18 protein-coding genes are annotated in these 17,384 nt (G+C 68.0%); 3 read left to right on the forward strand and 15 right to left on the reverse strand.

Annotated features, from left to right (window positions below; all coding sequences use genetic code 11):
* Window positions 1-108: 108 nt before the first annotated feature.
* The 15 genes from FHY09_RS11600 to FHY09_RS11670 form a co-directional block, all read right to left on the reverse strand.
* Window positions 109-1,266, reverse strand: a complete 1,158-nt coding sequence (locus FHY09_RS11600) for a flagellin (protein WP_166927042.1) — start codon at window positions 1,264-1,266, stop codon at window positions 109-111.
* A gap of 77 nt (window positions 1,267-1,343) precedes the next feature.
* Window positions 1,344-2,519, reverse strand: coding sequence for a flagellin (locus FHY09_RS11605; RefSeq protein WP_166927043.1), 1,176 nt, complete (start codon window positions 2,517-2,519; stop codon window positions 1,344-1,346).
* A gap of 73 nt (window positions 2,520-2,592) precedes the next feature.
* Window positions 2,593-3,753 (reverse strand): flagellin, encoded by a 1,161-nt coding sequence (locus tag FHY09_RS11610; protein ID WP_166927044.1) that lies wholly within the window; start codon window positions 3,751-3,753, stop codon window positions 2,593-2,595.
* A 298-nt stretch (window positions 3,754-4,051) separates the two neighbouring features.
* Window positions 4,052-5,254: a flagellar hook-associated protein FlgL gene (flgL, locus tag FHY09_RS11615; RefSeq protein WP_166927045.1), complete on the reverse strand. Its 1,203-nt coding sequence runs from the start codon at window positions 5,252-5,254 to the stop codon at window positions 4,052-4,054.
* Window positions 5,251-7,131, reverse strand: a complete 1,881-nt coding sequence (gene flgK / locus FHY09_RS11620; protein ID WP_166927046.1) for a flagellar hook-associated protein FlgK — start codon at window positions 7,129-7,131, stop codon at window positions 5,251-5,253. The genes flgL and flgK overlap by 4 nt, the downstream gene beginning before the upstream one ends.
* Window positions 7,132-7,138: 7 nt before the next feature.
* Window positions 7,139-8,359, reverse strand: coding sequence for a flagellar assembly peptidoglycan hydrolase FlgJ (gene flgJ / locus FHY09_RS11625; RefSeq protein WP_166927047.1), 1,221 nt, complete (start codon window positions 8,357-8,359; stop codon window positions 7,139-7,141).
* A 1-nt stretch (window position 8,360) separates the two neighbouring features.
* Entirely contained in the window at window positions 8,361-9,476 is a 1,116-nt protein-coding gene (locus FHY09_RS11630; protein WP_166927048.1) for a flagellar basal body P-ring protein FlgI, read from the reverse strand.
* Window positions 9,477-9,486: 10 nt separating this feature from the next.
* Window positions 9,487-10,179 (reverse strand): flagellar basal body L-ring protein FlgH, encoded by a 693-nt coding sequence (flgH, locus tag FHY09_RS11635; protein ID WP_166927049.1) that lies wholly within the window; start codon window positions 10,177-10,179, stop codon window positions 9,487-9,489.
* 23 nt (window positions 10,180-10,202) lie between these two features.
* A complete protein-coding gene (gene flgG / locus FHY09_RS11640; RefSeq protein WP_166927050.1) occupies window positions 10,203-10,988 on the reverse strand; it encodes a flagellar basal-body rod protein FlgG in 786 nt (261 codons plus the stop codon).
* 160 nt (window positions 10,989-11,148) lie between these two features.
* Entirely contained in the window at window positions 11,149-11,901 is a 753-nt protein-coding gene (locus tag FHY09_RS11645; protein WP_166927051.1) for a flagellar basal body rod protein FlgF, read from the reverse strand.
* Between the two features lie 32 nt (window positions 11,902-11,933).
* A complete protein-coding gene (gene flgE / locus FHY09_RS11650; protein WP_166927052.1) occupies window positions 11,934-13,157 on the reverse strand; it encodes a flagellar hook protein FlgE in 1,224 nt (407 codons plus the stop codon).
* Between the two features lie 34 nt (window positions 13,158-13,191).
* Window positions 13,192-13,872, reverse strand: coding sequence for a flagellar hook assembly protein FlgD (locus FHY09_RS11655; RefSeq protein WP_166927053.1), 681 nt, complete (start codon window positions 13,870-13,872; stop codon window positions 13,192-13,194).
* A gap of 23 nt (window positions 13,873-13,895) precedes the next feature.
* On the reverse strand, window positions 13,896-14,303 hold the full coding sequence (gene flgC / locus FHY09_RS11660) for a flagellar basal body rod protein FlgC (protein ID WP_166927054.1): 408 nt from the start codon (window positions 14,301-14,303) through the stop codon (window positions 13,896-13,898).
* A 3-nt stretch (window positions 14,304-14,306) separates the two neighbouring features.
* Window positions 14,307-14,702 (reverse strand): flagellar basal body rod protein FlgB, encoded by a 396-nt coding sequence (gene flgB / locus FHY09_RS11665; protein WP_166927055.1) that lies wholly within the window; start codon window positions 14,700-14,702, stop codon window positions 14,307-14,309.
* A 113-nt stretch (window positions 14,703-14,815) separates the two neighbouring features.
* The gene (locus tag FHY09_RS11670) at window positions 14,816-15,754 is read right to left on the reverse strand and encodes a chemotaxis protein (RefSeq protein ID WP_166927056.1); all 939 of its coding nucleotides are present in this window, start codon (window positions 15,752-15,754) and stop codon (window positions 14,816-14,818) included.
* A gap of 177 nt (window positions 15,755-15,931) precedes the next feature.
* On the opposite strand from FHY09_RS11670, the gene flgA reads away from it, so the two are divergent.
* The 3 genes from flgA to FHY09_RS11685 all read left to right on the forward strand — a co-directional run bounded on the left by flgA (window position 15,932) and on the right by FHY09_RS11685 (window position 17,293).
* The gene (gene flgA / locus FHY09_RS11675) at window positions 15,932-16,582 is read left to right on the forward strand and encodes a flagellar basal body P-ring formation chaperone FlgA (RefSeq protein WP_166927213.1); all 651 of its coding nucleotides are present in this window, start codon (window positions 15,932-15,934) and stop codon (window positions 16,580-16,582) included.
* A 79-nt stretch (window positions 16,583-16,661) separates the two neighbouring features.
* The gene (gene flgM, locus FHY09_RS11680; RefSeq protein ID WP_166927057.1) at window positions 16,662-16,958 is read left to right on the forward strand and encodes a flagellar biosynthesis anti-sigma factor FlgM; all 297 of its coding nucleotides are present in this window, start codon (window positions 16,662-16,664) and stop codon (window positions 16,956-16,958) included.
* Window positions 16,955-17,293 carry a flagellar protein FlgN gene (locus FHY09_RS11685; RefSeq protein ID WP_166927058.1) on the forward strand — a complete coding sequence of 113 codons (339 nt, stop codon included), beginning with the start codon at window positions 16,955-16,957 and terminating at the stop codon, window positions 17,291-17,293. The genes flgM and FHY09_RS11685 overlap by 4 nt, the downstream gene beginning before the upstream one ends.
* The last annotated feature ends 91 nt before the right edge of the window (window positions 17,294-17,384 follow it).

Raw genomic sequence — 17,384 nt, forward strand, 5'->3', positions numbered from 1 at the left:
TGGCCCGCGCCTGTGAAGGGCGGTTGGGCAGGGCAGGTTGCCGCCGGGTCTCCCGACCGCCTGGCAGTGCAGGCGGCGGGGAGTCCAGAGGCTGCCTCGATGCGTGGATCAGCGCAGCAGGCTGAGCACGTTCTGCGGCACCTGGTTGGCCTGGGCCAGCATGGCCGTACCGGCCTGCTGCAGGATCTGGGTGCGGGTCAGTTCGGCGGTTTCCTTGGCGAAATCGGTGTCCTTGATGCGGCTGCGCGAGGCGGACAGGTTCTCCGAGGAGGTCTGCAGGTTGGCCACCACCGAGGTGAAGCGGTTCTGCACGGCACCGAGGTCGGCTCGGGTGCTGTTGATCGCACCCAGGGCCTTGTCGACGATTTCCAGGGCCTGCTGGGCGCCCTTGACGGTGGAGACATCGATCGCGTCGGAGAACTGCTTGTCCGGCACGGTCGTGTTGCCGGCCAGGGTGATGTCGGTCCCGCTGAGCTGGACCAGCGTGCCGTCCTTGTCCACGCTGTCCTTGACCGAGGTCAGGGTCAGTGCGCCGGTGGTGGCATCGGCCTCGGCGTAGATGCCGGTCTCGCCGATCTTCGCATTGATGTGCGTGGCCAGGGCCTGGCCGGCCTTCGCCGTGGTGGTGTCGGTCAGGTCGAGACCTTCGAAGGACACCGTGCCCGAGGCGCTGGTCAGGCTGAAGGCTGCAACCGTTGCGGCGCCGTCGGTCACGGTCGGTGCGGCGACGGTGGCCGAGACAAACTGCGCGCCACCCAGCGATTCGGCCTTGGCATCGACCACCTTGTCGATGGCGATGGCCTGGCCGGCGTTGGCACCGACCTGGAACAGCTGGCTGGAGAACGAGCCGTCCAGCAGCTTGGTGCCGTTGAACTCGGACTGCTTGGCCACGCGGTCGATTTCGCTGACCAGCTGGGTCACTTCGGCCTGCAGGGCCTTGCGGTCGCTGGCCGAGTTGGTGGCGTTGGCCGACTGCACCGACAGTTCACGGATGCGCTGGAGATTGTTGCCGATTTCGCTCAGCGAACCTTCGGCCACCTGTGCCAGCGAAATGCCGTCGTTGGCGTTGCGGATGGCCACGTCGGTGCCACGGATCTGGGTGCCGAAGCGCTCGGAGATCGCCAGGCCGGCCGCATCGTCCTTGGCGCTGTTGATGCGCGAACCGGAGGACAGGCGCTGGATGGTCGTGGCCAGGGACGCGCCGCTGGTGCTCAGGTTGCGCTGGGCATTCAACGACATCGTATTGGTGTTGATGACTTGTGCCATTTCGTTTTTCCTGTGGCAGTAAGTGGAGGGTCAGTCGACCGCCGCCGGGAGCGGCGGTCGACGGGATGCGCGAGGGATCAGCGCAGCAGGCTGAGCACGTTCTGCGGCACCTGGTTGGCCTGGGCCAGCATGGCCGTACCGGCCTGCTGCAGGATCTGGGTGCGGGTCAGTTCGGCGGTTTCCTTGGCGAAATCGGTGTCCTTGATGCGGCTGCGCGAGGCGGACAGGTTCTCCGAGGAGGTCTGCAGGTTGGCCACCACCGAGGTGAAGCGGTTCTGCACGGCACCGAGATCGGCGCGGGTGCTGTTGATCGAACCCAGGGCCTTGTCGACGATTTCCAGGGCCTGCTGGGCACCCTTGACCGTGGACACGTCGATGGCGGCGGCGAACTGCTTGCCGGCCGCCGGATCGGCGGCAGCGAAGCCGGCCAGGGTGCTGTCGATATCGGTGAACTCGCCATCGGCATTGACGCTGTCCTTGACCGAGGTCAGGGTCAGCGCGCCGTCGTCGGCGGCCTCGGCGTACACGCCGGTCTCGCCGATCTTGGCATTGATGGCCGCGGCCACTGCCTTGCCGTTGGCGGCCGTGTTGGCCGCCACGTCACCGACGCTGGCGACGGTCATCGCATCGAAGCTGACCGTGGCGCCCTTGCTGTCGGTAATGGTGAACGCGGCGATATCGGTATCGGTGTTGGCGACGCCGGCGATGGCGGTGGCGGTGCCGCTGGAGAACTGCGCGCCACCCAGCGATTCGGCCTTGGCATCGACCACCTTGTCGATGGCGATGGCCTGGCCGGCGTTGGCGCCGACCTGGAACAGCTGGCTGGAGAACGAGCCGTCCAGCAGCTTGGTGCCGTTGAACTCGGACTGCTTGGCCACGCGGTCGATTTCGCTGACCAGCTGGGTCACTTCGGCCTGCAGGGCCTTGCGGTCGCTGGCCGAGTTGGTGGCGTTGGCCGACTGCACCGACAGTTCACGGATGCGCTGGAGATTGTTGCCGATTTCGCTCAGCGAACCTTCGGCCACCTGTGCCAGCGAAATGCCGTCGTTGGCGTTGCGGATGGCCACGTCGGTGCCACGGATCTGGGTGCCGAAGCGCTCGGAGATTGCCAGGCCGGCCGCATCGTCCTTGGCGCTGTTGATGCGCGAACCGGAGGACAGGCGCTGGATGGTCGTGGCCAGGGACGCGCCGCTGGTGCTCAGGTTGCGCTGAGCATTCAACGACATCGTATTGGTGTTGATGACTTGTGCCATGAGGAGAGGTCCTTGAGCAGTTGCACGTGAATGAGGTCAGTCGCGCCCGACGTGCACCGGGAGCGGTTCGATGTCAGCGCTGCAACAGGCTGAGCACGTTCTGGGGAACCTGGTTGGCCTGGGCCAGCATGGCCGTACCGGCCTGCTGCAGGATCTGGGTGCGGGTCAGTTCAGCGGTTTCCTTGGCGAAGTCGGTGTCGCGGATGCGGCTGCGCGAAGCGGACAGGTTTTCCGAGGAGGTCTGCAGGTTGGCCACCACCGATGTGAAGCGGTTCTGGATGGCACCCAGGTCGGCGCGCACGCCATTGACCGATTCCAGGGCGGCGTCCACGATCTCCAGCGCCTTCTGCGCGCCTTCGTAGGAGGTGATGTCCAGGTCGGCGACATGGGTGGCGGTTGCATCGGCGGCGGCGGCCGTCGGCGCAGCGTCGGTGCTGTCGGCCAGGCCCAGGTCGGCGGCGCCGTCGATCACCAGGTCCTTGCCGGCCTTGACCGAGACCAGCTCCAGGGCGGGCTCGCCGCCGGCCAGCGTGGTGACCTTGGCGTACACACCGGTCTCGCCGATCTTGGCATTGATGGCCGCGGCCGCATTGGTGGTGAAGGCAGCCGCGTCGTCCGCGGCGGCGATGCTGCCGATGGCCACGCCGTTGATGCTCACCGTGTCCAGCGCGGCGAAGGCAGTGATCGCCGTGCCGGTGGTGGCGGCTGCGAACTGGGTGTTGCCCAGTGCGTTGGTACGGGCATCGACCACGCCATCGATGGCGATGGACTGGCCCGCGTTGGCACCCACCTGGAACAACTGGCTGGTGAAGCTGCCATCGAGCAGCTTGGTGCCGTTGAAGTCGGACTGCTTGGCCACCCGGTCGATTTCACTGACCAGCTGGGTCACTTCGGCCTGCAGCGCCTTGCGGTCGCTGGGCGAATTGGTGGCGTTGGACGACTGCACGGCCAGCTCACGGACCCGCTGCAGGTTGTTGCCCACTTCGCCCAGGGCGCCTTCGGCGACCTGTGCCAGCGAGATGCCATCGTTCGCATTGCGGATGGCCACGTCGAGGCCGCGGATCTGGGTGCTGAAGCGTTCGCTGATCGCCAGGCCGGCCGCATCGTCCTTCGCGCTGTTGATGCGCAGGCCGGACGACAGCCGCTGGATGGTGGTCGCGAGCGATGCGCCGCTGGTGCTCAGGTTGCGCTGAGCATTCAAGGACATCGTGTTGGTGTTGATTACCTGTGCCATGGGTCGTCTCCGCTTATTGGGTCCCGGTGGGTGAACGCCGTGCCGCCTGATTGTTTTTTGTAGGTCGTGCACGTCGCTGTTGCCAGATAGGTAACGGCGCATGCCCGGCAACCTTTAGTGCCGGAGCCTTGTTTTTTCAGCGGTTTTCGCGTTGGGCGGGCCGGGCGGGGCCTAGCGGCAGCGCCGGGGCGAACTTTAGCGGGCCCCTGCCCGAGCCTTGCGGAGCCGGGCGCGCACCCACGAAAAAGGCCGCGATGCAGGCATCGCGGCCTTTCTGCAACCGGCAGGTGGCGCGGGCTCAGCCCAGGCGCTGGAACAGGGACATCTGCTGCATCTGGGTGAAGATCGCCTGGGCAGCCTGCAGGGAGGTCTGTTCCAGCTGGTACTGGCTCAGTGCATCGGCGTAGTCGAGGTCGCGCATCTGGGACAGCGTGTCCTTCAGCGTCACCGTGTTGGCCTCGCGCATGGCAGCGGCGTCGTCCACCGCCTTGAGCTGCGAGCCGCCGCTGGCGCGCGCATCGATCATCCGTTCCGCCGCCCGCGCTACGTCGCGCAGCGCGCCCTGCAGGTTGTTCTGTTGCGCGGCGAGCAGGGTGGGGGTGCCCGACTCGCTGCCGAGCGCCGCGATCAATCCGTCCATGGTGGAGAAAATGTCGCGGCTGCCGGCCGCTTCGACCTGGAGGCTGTCCCCTGCGGCGGGCGTGCCTTCCACGGTCAGGCGCACGCCGTTCGCCACGATGTCATCGCCAGGCGCGCGCGTGCCCGTGGAGGTGACCGTGCCCGTGGCATCGACCACCTCGAAGGTGTTGGCGGCGGTGAAGCGCACACTGAACGGCTGGCTGTCCCAGGCACCGCTGCCGTCGAGGCTGACCTGGGTCAGCACGGCCGTCCCCGTGTTGCCGGCGTCCGCGCGGGCATCCACGCGTCCGTCACCGGTGGGGATGCGCAGGAAGATCTCGCTGCCCGGCAATGCATCGAGCACGTAGGTATCCGGCCCGACCTCCACCCGCTTCTGGGTCTGGTCGCCGCCGTACACCACACGGCCGTTGACCTGGCTGAAAGGCGGATCGGAATCCTGGGTGCCCCCGAACAGGTAGCGCCCGGTGCCATCGGTACTGTTGGCCAGCGCCAGCAGGCCGCCGCGGATCTGCTCGATCTCGGCGACCAGGGTTTTCTTGTCGGCCGCGCCAAGCGCGGGGTTGCTGGCCTGGATGGTGAGTTCGCTCACCCGCCCCATCAGGTCGTTGACCTGTGCCAGTGTGTTTTCCTGCAGGCCCAGCCGGTTCTGCACGGCGCTGCCGTTGAGCTTCATCTGGTCCAGCGCGGCCAGGCTGCGGTCCAGGCCGACGGCCGCACCGGAGGCGACCGGATCGTCCTTGGCGCTCACCAGCCGGCGCCCGGTGGCGATCTGCTGCTCCAGATGGCTCAGCTTGGCCTGCTTGGAGAGCATCAGGAAGACCGACTGGTTGTACATCTGCGAGGTGGAAATGCGATCGGTCATCGGGAAACAGCCCCCAGGATGGTCTGGAACATGGTGTCAGCGGTGGAGATCAGCTGCGAGGCGGCCTGGTAAGCCTGTTGCAGGCGCAGCATGTCGGCGGCCTCTTCATCCAGGTTCACGCCGGAGATGGCATCCCGTGCCGACTGCGCCTGGTCGGTGATGACCTGCTGCGCCTGCAGCGAGTAATCGGCTGCGCGGGCCGCCGCACCCACCTGGGTGGTGAGCCCGCCCAACGCGCCGCCCAGGGTGACCGTGCCGGCATTGAACAGCTTGACATCCTCCACCTTGGCCAGGCGCAGGGCATTGCTGTTGTCCGACGAACCGGCCCCGGTCGGCGTGATGGCGAAGCTGTCGCCGGCTTTCGGTGCCCCGTCCATGACCACGCTCCAGCCATTGGCCGCCAGCGTCTGGCCCGGGGTGTAGGTCTGTACGGCACCGCCGTCGACGGTATACGTGGTGGGCGAGGTGAACACGATCGTCGCCGGTGTGCGCAACGCGGGGTTGCTGGCATCGGTGACCTGGATGCCGCTGAGCTTGCCGGTGCCGGTGTTGGCCAGTGTGGCGCTGGCTTTCACCGCCGCCGCCGCCGCGATGCGCGACGGATCGGTGATCGCGATGCCGATGCTGCCGGCCACGCTGGCCGTGGGCTGCAGCAGGAAGCGGTCGTTGTTGGCCGGCGTGCCGCCCACCACCACCGCCACGCCATTGATCCGCAGGGGATCGGCGGCGGTGCCGCTGCCGCTGATGGGCACCGTGGCCCCGGAATCCGCGCGTTGCGCGCTCCACGCGCCCGCTTCGTATTTCAGCACCACGTTCTGCGTGTCCAGCGCGGAAAGATCGCCGTAGCTCGCGCTCAGGGTCGCGCTGCCGGTGTTGGCTGCGTTCGGGCCTACGCGTGGGGTGCCGAAGGTGAAGAAATCACCGCCCGGCTGGCCGTACAGATCCACGCCGGCGCGGTGCACGGCATTGAATTCGCTCGCCAGCCCCACTGCCAGCTTGCCGAGCTCGGCTTTGGCAGGGGTCAGGATCGTGTCACGGAACTCCAGCAGGCCGCCGATCTGGCCGCCCAGCGCACGCGGTTCCAGGGTGATCGTCCGTCCCTGCGATTCCAGTGCGAGCTGCAGCCGCTCTGGCTGGTAGGGATCGGTGGTGGTGGTGACCCGGCTGGCCGTCGTGCCGACCACCAGCGCTTGTCCGCCGGCACTGTAGACGTTCATCAGGTTGCCGTCCTGGATCATCGCCGTGCCGCCGGTATAGCCGACCAGGTTGGCGATGAGCTGGTCACGCCGGTCCAGCAGGTCGGGGGAGGCGTTCACGCCCTTGCCGCCGACGGCGCTGTTGAGCTGCGCGATCTCCTGGGCCAGCCGGTTGATTTCCGCCGCGCCGGCGAGCAGTCCGTTGTTGGTCTCCTCGCCCAGACGGTCCAGCTGTACGTTGAGCTGGGTGAAGCGGGTGGCCAGCGAGGTGGCGCTGTCGAGCATGTTCTGCCGGTCGGCGGTGGCCGAGGCATTGGACGACTGCCCACTGACCGAATCGAAGAACTTCGACCAGACGCCGGCGACATTGGTGGCGGTGTCGGAGAACAGCGCGTCCACGCGGTCGGCCATGGTCGAGAGCTGCTTCAGCCGTGCCAGCTCGCCACTGCCATCGAGCAGCCGGGACACCGCCAGCTGGTCGGCGACGCGGCGGATGTCGGCGATGCGCGTGCCGGTGCCCACGGTGCCGAATCCCATCTGCGCGGGGTCGCTGGTGGCGAAGTCCACGCGCTGTCGGCTGTAGCCGGGCGTGTTGATGTTGGCCACGTTGTGGCTGGTCGTGGCCAGGGCACGCTGGAAAGCGAGCAGCGCATTGGTACCGGTGGAAAGCACGCTGGTCATGGAGTCCTCAACGTCGGATGGTGCCCAGCGCCGCGGTTGCGGCGCCGGCGAAGGTGCGTCCCAGGGACGTGGCGGCATCACCGGCCGAGGCGATCGCCGCGACCGCGCGCTCGATGGTCGGGCCACCGGCGATGGCCGCGATCTTCGCCGCGTACGAGGGGTCGGTGGCATAGCCGGCCTGCTGCAGGCCGCGCGCGAAGCCGCGCACGTCGGTGCCGGCGGCCAGCGCCTGCTGGTAGCGCGGGTTGCTCTTCAGCAGCCGAACGTAGTCGGCGAAACTCTCTGCGGGCGAGGCGTAGCTGCGGAAGCTGGCGGTCTCGTTGCGGCGTACGCCGCCCACGTATTCGTGCGTGCCGACCGACGCGCTGTCACCCTTCCAGCCGGTCGCCTTGATGCCGAACAGGTTGTTGGAGGTGCGTCCGTCGCCATGCTTGATCTGGCGGCGGCCCCAGCCGGTCTCCAATGCCGCCTGCGCGACCAGTGCGCGGGCATCCACGCCGAGCTCCTTCGCCGCGATCTTTGCATGGTCCCAGATCCCGGCCACGAAGCCTGCCGGCGTGTGCGCGCCGAGTTCGGCCACGGCCGTGCGGCTGGCCGCGGCGTCGGCGGCCGAAGGCATGCTGCCACGGTTGTCCGCGGTGGCTGGCCATTGGTCGCTGGCTTCTCCCCAGCCGAGCGAGGCGAGTGGATCGACCGACAGCTCGGCCGCATCCGGGTTCATGGCCGGGTGATGGCTCGACGGATGCAGCCCCGCGCTGTCACGCCCGGCGATCATGTCCAGCGTGTCTTCCATCTGCGGCAGCAGGCGCGGCGCCACGCCCGCGCCGATCTTCTCCAGCAGGCGCATGGCCTTGTCCGCCTCATCCAGCGGCATGCCGGCCGGGGGGGCGGCAGGTGCGTTGAGCTGGTAGGCGCGGCTGGCGTCGGCCGGCTTGATGCGTGCATCCAGCGCAGCGGCCTCTCCCGCGCCGCCGGAAAGCTGGCGCGCGATCACCGCCGACAGCCCCAGTCCGCGGCCCTGCGTCATGGATTCGGCGATCTTCTTGTCATACATCTCGCGGAACAGGGTGTTTTCACCCGGAAACAGCGCGTCGCCGAAACTGGCATCGCGCATGCTCTTGACCAGCATCTGCGCGAACTGCCCCTCCAGCTGCCGCGCGACCTGCTCGACCTTGGCCGGATCGTTGCGCTGCGCGGGATTGAGTTCGAAGGCGGGCTGGATGCGCACGTCAGATCACCTCGAGCTCGGCGCTCAGGGCACCGGCCTGCTTGAGGGCTTCGAGGATCGCGATCAGATCGCCGGGCGCGGCACCGACGGCGTTGACCGCGTGCACGATCTCATCCAGCGAGGTGCCGCCCTCGAACTTGAACATGCGGCTGCCATCGGCCGAGGCCGTCACCGTGGATTGCGGCGCCACCACGGTCTGGCCCCCGGCCAGGGCGTTGGGCTGACTGACGGCGGTGCCTTCCTGGATGGTGACGGTGAGCGAACCGTGCGAGATGGCCGCCGCACCGACGCGGACCTGCTGGCCGATGACCACCGTACCCGTGCGCGAATTGACCACCACCTTGGCCGGTGCGCTGCCCGGGGAAAGCTCCAGGTTCTCGATGCGAGCCAGCAGGCCGATGCGCGCGCCGGGATCGGTCGGCGCCTGGACCGAGACGGTCACCCCATCGACCGCACGGGCCACGCCGTCGCCGAAGGCGTTGTTCAGCGCGGCGACCATGCGCGAGACGGTGGTGAAATCGTTGTTGTGCAGGTTCAGGGTGATTTCCCCGGCACTGCCGAAGACATCGGGCAGGGCGCGCTCGACGGTCGCGCCGTTGGGAATCCGGCCCACGCTCGGCACGTTGACCGAGACCCGTGAGCCGTCACGGCCCTGCGCGCCGAAGCCACCGACGATCAGGCTGCCCTGTGCCACGGCATACACCTGGCCGTCGGCGCCCTTCAACGGGGCCATCAACAGCGAGCCGCCGCGCAGCGAAACCGCATTGCCGATGGACGAGACGGTGATGTCGATCGGCTGGCCCGGCTTGGCGAACGGCGGCAGTTCGGCGTGGATCGCCACCGCCGCGACGTTCTTCAGCTGTGGATTGACGTTGGCTGGCACGTTCACGCCAAGCTCGCCGAGCAGGTTCTTCAGGCTCTGCACGGTGAAAGGGGCCTGGCTGGTGCGGTCGCCGCTGCCATCCAGGCCGACCACCAGCCCGTAGCCGACCAGCGCGTTGCCGCGCACGCCACCGACCTGGGCCAGGTCCTTGATGCGCTCGGCGTGCGCGGGCAGGGCAGCACCGAGCAGGCCGAGCAGCGCAAGGGAAAGAAGACGCGGAAGCGTGAGGGTCATGGCGGCAGGCTCAGAACGGCGACAGGGCGGAATTGAAGAAGCGGCTCAGCCAGCCCTGCGCGTTGGACTGCGCCACCGCGCCGCGACCGCCATACACGATGCGGGCTTCGGCCACGCGGCTGGACGGCACGGTGTTGTCCTGGCTGATGTCGCCGGGGCGCACGATGCCCTGCACCTGCACCAGCTCGTCGCCCTGGTTCAGGCGCAGGTTCTTCTGCCCCTGCACGACCAGGTTGCCGTTGGGCATGCGCTGGATCACGGTGACGGTGACGTTGCCCTGCAGCCGGTTGCTCTGCGCGCTGCTGCCGCGGCCCGTGAAGTCGCGTGATCCGTTGGCACTGGCGCCGAGGATGTCCCGGCCACCCAGCGTCACCGGCGCGCCGAAGATCGTCGGCGTCCCGATCGCCAGCTCGGACTCCTTCTTGGTGGCGGTGTTGGCCGTGGTCTGCGCCTGGGTGTTCTCGGACAGGGTGATGGTCAGCAGGTCACCGACATCGCGCGCGCGCCGGTCACCGTAGAGATTGAGCGAGGGGCCGGCGGCGTAGATCGCACCCGCGGTGGGCTGGCCCTGCGCCGGAACGATCGGCTGCAGCGTCGCCATGGCGGGGTAGGGGCGGACATCGCCGGCGATCACGCAACCACCCAGCAGGCCGGAGAGGGCGCAGGCGATGGCGGGGCGGGCAAGGGAGGGCAACACGGGCATGGCAGTCATCCGGAAAGTGCCGATCAGACGTTGTTGTTGAGATAACCCAGCATCGAGTCGGTGGTGGAGATCGCCTTGGCGTTCATCTCGTAGGCACGCTGGGTTTCGATCATCGAGACCAGCTCCTCCACCACGTTGACGTTGCTGCCTTCCAGCGCGCCCTGCACCACATTGCCCAGGCCGTTGAGGCCGGGGTTGCCGTTCTGCGCCGGGCCCGATGCGGTGGTTTCCAGGTACAGGTTCTCGCCGCGCGACTGCAGGCCGGCCGGGTTGATGAAGTCGGTCAGCGTGAGCGCGCCGATCTCCACGGTGGCAGCGTCGTCGGCCATCTTCACGCTGACGGTACCGTCGTTGCCGATGGTCAGCGTCTGTGCACCCTCTGGAATCTGGATGCCCGGCTGCACCGGGTAACCGCTGTTGGTGACCAGCTGGCCGTCCTGGTTGACCTTGAACGAGCCGTCGCGGGTATAGGCCGAGCTGCCATCGGGCAGGGAGACTTCGAAGAAGCCGCGGCCATTGACCATCACGTCCATCGCGCGACCGGTCTGCTGTTGGCTGCCCTGTTCGAAGTTCTTGGCGGTGGCGACCACGCGTACGCCGGTGCCCAGCTGCAGGCCGGTCGGCAGCTGCGTCTGCGCCGACGAGGCACCGCCAGGCTGGCGGACCTGCTGGTAGAGCAGGTCTTCGAAGCTGGCCCGGTCCTGCTTGAAGCCGGTGGTGTTGGTGTTGGCGAGGTTGTTGGACACGACCGACATGCGCGTCTGCTGCGCGTCGAGGCCGGTCTTGGCGATCCACAATGCCTGGTTCATCGTTGGTTCCTCTGCTGGGCGTCGCGGCCGTGCGGGCCCGGTGGCGGTGGCCCGACGGGTTGCGCGGGCTGGCAGGAGGAGAACTGCAAGCGGCGTGCCAGATGGGCCGCGCCGGGGTTACGTCACCGGGTGCACCGGCGGCTGCGGCGCTGGACCGCGCTCAGCCGTTGAGCCGCAACAGGGCATTGGCACTGCGCGCGTTCTCATCGCCGTGCTTGATCACCTTGACCTGCATTTCGTACTGGCGCTGCAGCTGGATCATCTGGACCAGCGCGGTGGCCACGTTCACATTGCTGCCTTCCAGCTGGCCACTCTCCATCGAGGCCCCCTGCGCCTGCACGAACGGCTGTTGCGGATCGGTGTTGCGGAACAGTCCGTCCAGTCCGCGCTCCAGGCGCTCATCCGGAGCGGCCACCACGCGGATGCGTCCGATCACCGCCATCGTCTGCGGGCCCTCACCGAGCGGGACGATTGAGATGGTGCCATCGTTGCCGATCTCCATCGCCTGGTGCGGCGGAATGGCGATTGGGTTGTTGTTTTCGTCCAGCACCGCATGCCCGCCGGCGGTCACCAGCTGGCCATTGGGCGTCAGTGCCAGCGCGGCGCCACGCGTATACGCTTCGCCACCGTTGCCCGGCGGCTGCACGGCCAGCCAGTTGCCGGCCCGCAGGGAAAGATCCAGCGGATTGCCGGTGATCTGCTGCGCGCCGACGCGGCGGTTGAAGCCTGCGTCGACGTGCAGGGCGTCCACCCGCGAGGCAAACCCTTCGCCCCGGACGGGAAACGCTTCGGTGTTGGCCAGCGCTTCCTTGAAGCCGGGTGTATCGGTATTGGCGATGTTGTGCGAGGCGGTCGACTGCGCCTGCAGCGAGGCGCGCGCGCCGGTCATCGCCACATAGAGGGCCTTGTCCATGTCACTTGCTCCGGTGGACGGTCAGCAGCTCATCAACGGATGTTGATGACGGCCTGGGTGACCTGGTCCTGGGTGGTGATCATCTGCGCGTTGGCCTGGAAGTTGCGCTGCGCGACGATCATGTTGACCAGCTGCTCGGTGAGATCGACGGTGGACGATTCCAGTGCGCCGGCCTGGATCTTGCCAAGGCTTCCGGTGTCCGGTGCGCCGGTGCGCGCCGTGCCGGAATCGAAGGTCTCGACCCACATGTTGTCGCCCTTCGGCTGCAGGCCCTGCTGGTTGTTGAAGGTGGTCAGCGCCACCTGGCCCAGCGGGCGGTCATCGCCGTTGGTGTAGCGCGCGTAGACGATGCCGTTCTCGGACACGCTGATCTCGTTGAGCTTGCCCGCCGCATAACCGTCCTGCTGCGTGTTGCGCAGGGCGAACTTCTCGCCGTACTGGGTCGAACCGCTCACGTCCAGGCTGAGGTTGATCGCACCGGCGCCGGTCACCGGCACGATCGGATCGAGCGCGATGCGTCCGTTGGCCGGCGAGGTCAGCGAGCCGTTGTCATCGAACTGCAGGGTCACGGTACCGCCGGCATTCTGGCCGTCCACGTAATTGTGCACTTCCCACTGGTTCGGCACGGCGGTCTTGACGAAGTAGGAGGTCTGGGTGTGGCTCACGCCCAGCGAGTCGTACACGGTGATGCCCCCGCTGGACTGGCTGTAACTGTTGGAATCGGCCGGGTCGAACGGAGTCACCTTGGGCACGTTGGCGTTGGCGGGCAGGGTGAAGGCGATCTGTACCTCGCTGGTCTGCTTCGGCGCACTGTCGGTGGTCAGCAGGCGCAGATCGCCCATGCGGCCCACGTCGAAGCTGGTGCCATCGGCGTTGGCGGCGAACGCCTGCAGGCGCGCGCCCTGCGGGTTGACCACGTAACCGGCGGCGTCGGTCTGGAAGTTGCCGGCACGCGAGTAGGCCGGCGCTCCGTTCATGCTCATGGTGAAGAAGCCTTCGCCGGAGATCGCCATGTCCAGCCCGCGTCCGGTCTGCTGGTTGGCACCCTGGATAAACTGCTGGGCCACATTGGTGACCCGCGTGCCGGTGCCGGTCTGGTTGCGCGACAGCCCGTAGCTGGTCGCCGCGAACAGATCGGCGAACTCAGCGCGCGATTCCTTGAAGCCCGTCGTGTTGACGTTGGCCACGTTGTTGGCGGTGACGCCCAGATCGGTGTTGGCGGCCTTGATGCCGGACAGGGAGGTGCTGAAGCTCATGACGGCGTTCTCTGGAAAGGAGGGAGGGACGTGCTCAGCTGACGCGCAGCACGTAGTCGATCGGGGCCGTGCCGAGCCCCTTGAGGTTGAGGTACAGGCCATCGGATCCGACCGTCACGCTTTCCACCGGCGCCTGGACATAGGTGGAAAGCTTGGTCTGGGTGCCGGCGGCATCGCTGTGGGTCGCCGCCAGCCGGTAATCGCCGGGTGGCAGGCGGTTGCCATTGCTGTCCTTGCCGTCCCAGTCGAACCCGGTCTCGCCCGCCGCCTTGGCTTCCACGCTGATCTGCGCGACCTTCATCCCGTTCGCATCGGTGACATCCACGGTGACGAAGCCGGCCGACGGCGCGGCGACCACGCCGCTGGCTCCGCCTTCCGCACCCAGCACCATCTTTTCCGAAGGCACCAGCACGTCGTGCCCGACGAGGGCGGCACCGCGCAGCACCTGGTCGCCGGCCATCGAGGACTGGAACCCTTTCACCGTCGTGTTGAGGTCGGTGATGCCCTGCACGGTCGACATCTGCGCCATCTGCGCGACCATCTGGGTGTTGTCCATCGGCTTGAGGGGATCCTGGTGCTGCAGCTGCTCGGTCATCAGGCGCAGGAAATCGGCCTGTCCCAGCGTGTCCTTCTTTGTTGCCGCCGCGCTGTTGGGCGCGGTGAGTCCCAGCGCCGAATAGACGTCCTGGCTGGATTGACTGGAGATCGTGCTCATGCGGTTTCCTCGGGAGCGCGCGGTCAGCGGCCCATGGTCAGGGTGGCCAGCGCCAGTTCCTTGGCGGTGCCCAGCATTTCGACACCGGCCTGGTAATTGCGCGAGGTGGAGATCAGGTTGACCATCTGCGCCACCGGATCGATGTCGGCCTGGTAGATGTACCCGTCACCATCGGCGAGCGGATGGCCGGGCTCGTAGCGCTTGATCGGCGCCGCCTCGCTCTGGTTGATCTGCTTCACCTGCACCGTGGTGACATTGGGATCGGTGCGGCTGGTGACAGCCTGGAAGATCGGCTCCAACGGCTTGTAGACCGCCTGCGGCGAGCCGGCCACCGAATCGGTGTTGGCCAGGTTGGAGGCCAGGGTGCTCATGCGGACCGACTGCGCCTGCAGCGCGGAACCGGCGATATCGAAGATCGGGAGATTGCTCATGGCTTACTGTCCGGTGATCGCGGTCATCATCGAGCTCACCTTGCCCTCGACGAATCGCAGGGAGGCCCGGTATTCCAGGGCAGCGCGGCCGTAGGCGGCACGCTCGGCATCGGGGTCGACGGTATTGCCGTCCAGGCTGGGCTGCACGCCGGTCTTGTCGATCTGGAACGGGTTCAGGCCGGGATTGAGCGCGTGGTGCTGCTCATGCGTGGTGGTCATCAGCCCGGCACCGGTCTGTCCCTGGGCACTGCGCAGGGCGGCCTCGAAATCCAGGTCCTGCGCCTTGTACCCCGGCGTATCGGCGTTGCTGAGGTTGCTGGCGATGATCTTCATGCGCTGCTCGCGCAGCGGCATCGCCTGCGCGTGCAGGCCGAGATAATCGGAGATGAGGTTGGGCATGGCGCGCTCCCACGGGACGTTGCCGGGGAGGTTGCAAGGCGCGTGCCACACCGCGTCCGGCGTCGGGCCGGGCGCGATCGGCGGCTCGGCCGGAACGCCGGCCGGGCAGGGGGTCAGGCCGCTTCGGCGACCCGCCGCAGGCGATCAAGCACGAAGTCCGCCAGCTCGTGCGGGGAGTACTTGGCGACGAAGGCGTTGGCCCCCACGCGCTCCACCATCGCGTTGTTGAACACACCGGACAGGGAGGTGTGCAGCAGGACGTACAGACCCGAAAGCCCCGGGTGGCGGCGGATCTCGGTGGTCAGCGTATAGCCGTCCATCGCCGGCATTTCGATATCGGAAATCACCATCGCGTAGCGCTCGGCCGGGTTTTCGCCCGAGGCATGGATCTGCAGCAGGTGCTCCAGCGCCTGCTTGCCATCGGAAAGGAGGGTGGCGCCCACCCCCAGCTGGTCCAGCACGCTGCGGATCTGCTGGCGCGCCACGCGCGAATCGTCCACCACCAGCACCTGCAGCTGGGGAGCGTCGGCCGGCATGGCCAGGGCAGGGTCGATGACCGCCTCTCCGCGGACCTGCGCGATGTCGGCCAGTACGCTCTCCACGTCGATCACCTGGATCAGCTCGCCCTGGAAGCGCGTCACCGCGGTCAGGTAGCTCGATTCGGCCCCCAGTTCCGGTGGCGGGTGGATGTCCTGCACCGCGATGTTGACGATGCGCTCCACGCCGCTGACCAGGAAGCCCTGGATGGAACGGTTGAACTCGGTCACCACGAGATAGCCGGGTCCGCCGCCGCCTTCGCGCTCGGGGTGGCCGATGGCCTCGCCGAGGTCCAGCACCGGCACCGAACGGCCGCGCACGTCGGCGACGCCGGAAAACTCCGTCGGCAGGCCCGGCACCTGGAACAGCTCGGGCCGGCGCAGGACTTCCTGCACCTTGAAGACGTTCACGCCAAAAAGCTGGCGGCCGCCGAGGCGGAACAGCAGCAGCGCCAGGCGGTTGTGGCCAGCCAGCCGGGTGCGCTGGTCGATGCGGTTGAGCAGGTCATGTGACATGGACTCTGTATCGGCTGCTCCGGTGCGCAACTTGAGGGCGCCCGGCCGCAGGCGCTGGCACGGCGCTTGCACCGGGACGGGCAGGCCTCATTCATGCGACTGCCCATGCCCCGCCGGACCCCGTCGTCACGCTTCCCGCCTTCTACCGCCTGTCGGGCCGTCACGCGCACTGCGCGCCTGCGCTGGCAGGCCCTCGTGTGCCTGTCCATCGCCGTGCTGCCGGCCTTCGCCACGCCGCAGTGGCAGCCGGTGCAGGAGATCCGCGCCGCCGCGTTGTCACTGCTGGCCGCTGATGCACAGGGCGAAGCCGTGGTGGCCGATGCGATGCGCCTGCCGGCCTGCGGCCAGCCGTTGGCGGCCCAGGCCACGGCCAACACCACGGTGGAAGTGAGCTGTCCGGATGCCGGCGGCTGGCGGCTGTTCGTGCCGGTCAAGGTGCGCCGTGAGCAATCGGTCCTCGTGCTGACCCGCGGCATCGCCGCTGGAGAAGCCCTCTCCGCTGCCGATATCAGTACGGCGCGCCGTGATGCCGCCCGCATCGCCGGCGCCGTGCTGGCCGATCCAGCCCAGGCCGTGGGTCGGGTGGCCCGTCGGCCGCTGCAGGCCGGCAGCCTGGTCGCCGCCTCGGACCTGGTCGCGCAGCGGCTGGTCAAGCGCGGTGACAGTGTCGCGCTGGTCTCCCGCCGCGGTTCGGTGGAGGTCCGCGTGGCGGGCCGGGCACTGGGCGATGCGGGCCAGGACGAGCGCGTCTCTGTGGAAAACCTCGCCTCGCGCAAGATCGTGCAGGGGACGGTGGCCGCCAGCGGCGACGTTTTTGTGACGCGTTGATGGCGGGCGACAAAAAAACCCTAAAGGTCATGGCCGACGGGCCGTTATCCTTCGTGTACGGCAACTCCGAGGACTACTCATGAGCCAGAAAATCGACGGCACCAGCCAGGCAGCACAGGCCCAGGCCCTGCGCACGCTGGTGCCCGCCAACAAGGCCAGCGTCGGCACCGACGCCCCGGCAACGCCCGTGGCCGGCCCCGACCGTCTCACCCTGACCGCCGAGGCCACCAACCTGCAGGCGCTTGAACGTGCGCCGGCGATCGATGCCCAGCGCGTGCAGGCGGTCAAAGAGTCGTTGCAGAACGGCACCTACCGCATCAACCCCGAAGCGATCGCCTCGCGCATGCTCGAGCTGGACCAGCAGCTGCTGGGATGAGCACGCCCATGAGCGAGCCCATGCAACGCCTGAGCGATGCGCTGGATGCCGAACGGCAGGCGCTGACCGAACACGATGTGCATGCGCTCATCCGCGCCACCGGTGCCAAGCTCGACGCCCTGCGTACCCTGGAAGGGGCCCCTCCGGTGGGCCAGGCCGAGGCGCTGCAGGCGCTGGCCGAGCGCAACCGCGCCAACGGGGTGCTGCTCGCCCGCCGCCGTCGCGAAGTGAACTGGGCGTTGCGCCAGCTCGGCCGCAGTGAAGACGCACCGGCCTACGACAGCCGCGGACAGGCCCACCAGGCCCGCGCCGGGCGTCCGCTCGCCGTCGCCTGACCGTGCCGGCCGCCGCCCTGTGCGGCCCCCCGCGCGGTGTGGACGCCGCGCAGCGCAGGGGAGGCAGGGAAGGGTCTGTCGTATAGTGACG

The sequence above is a fragment of the Xanthomonas sp. 60 genome, from assembly GCF_011761925.1.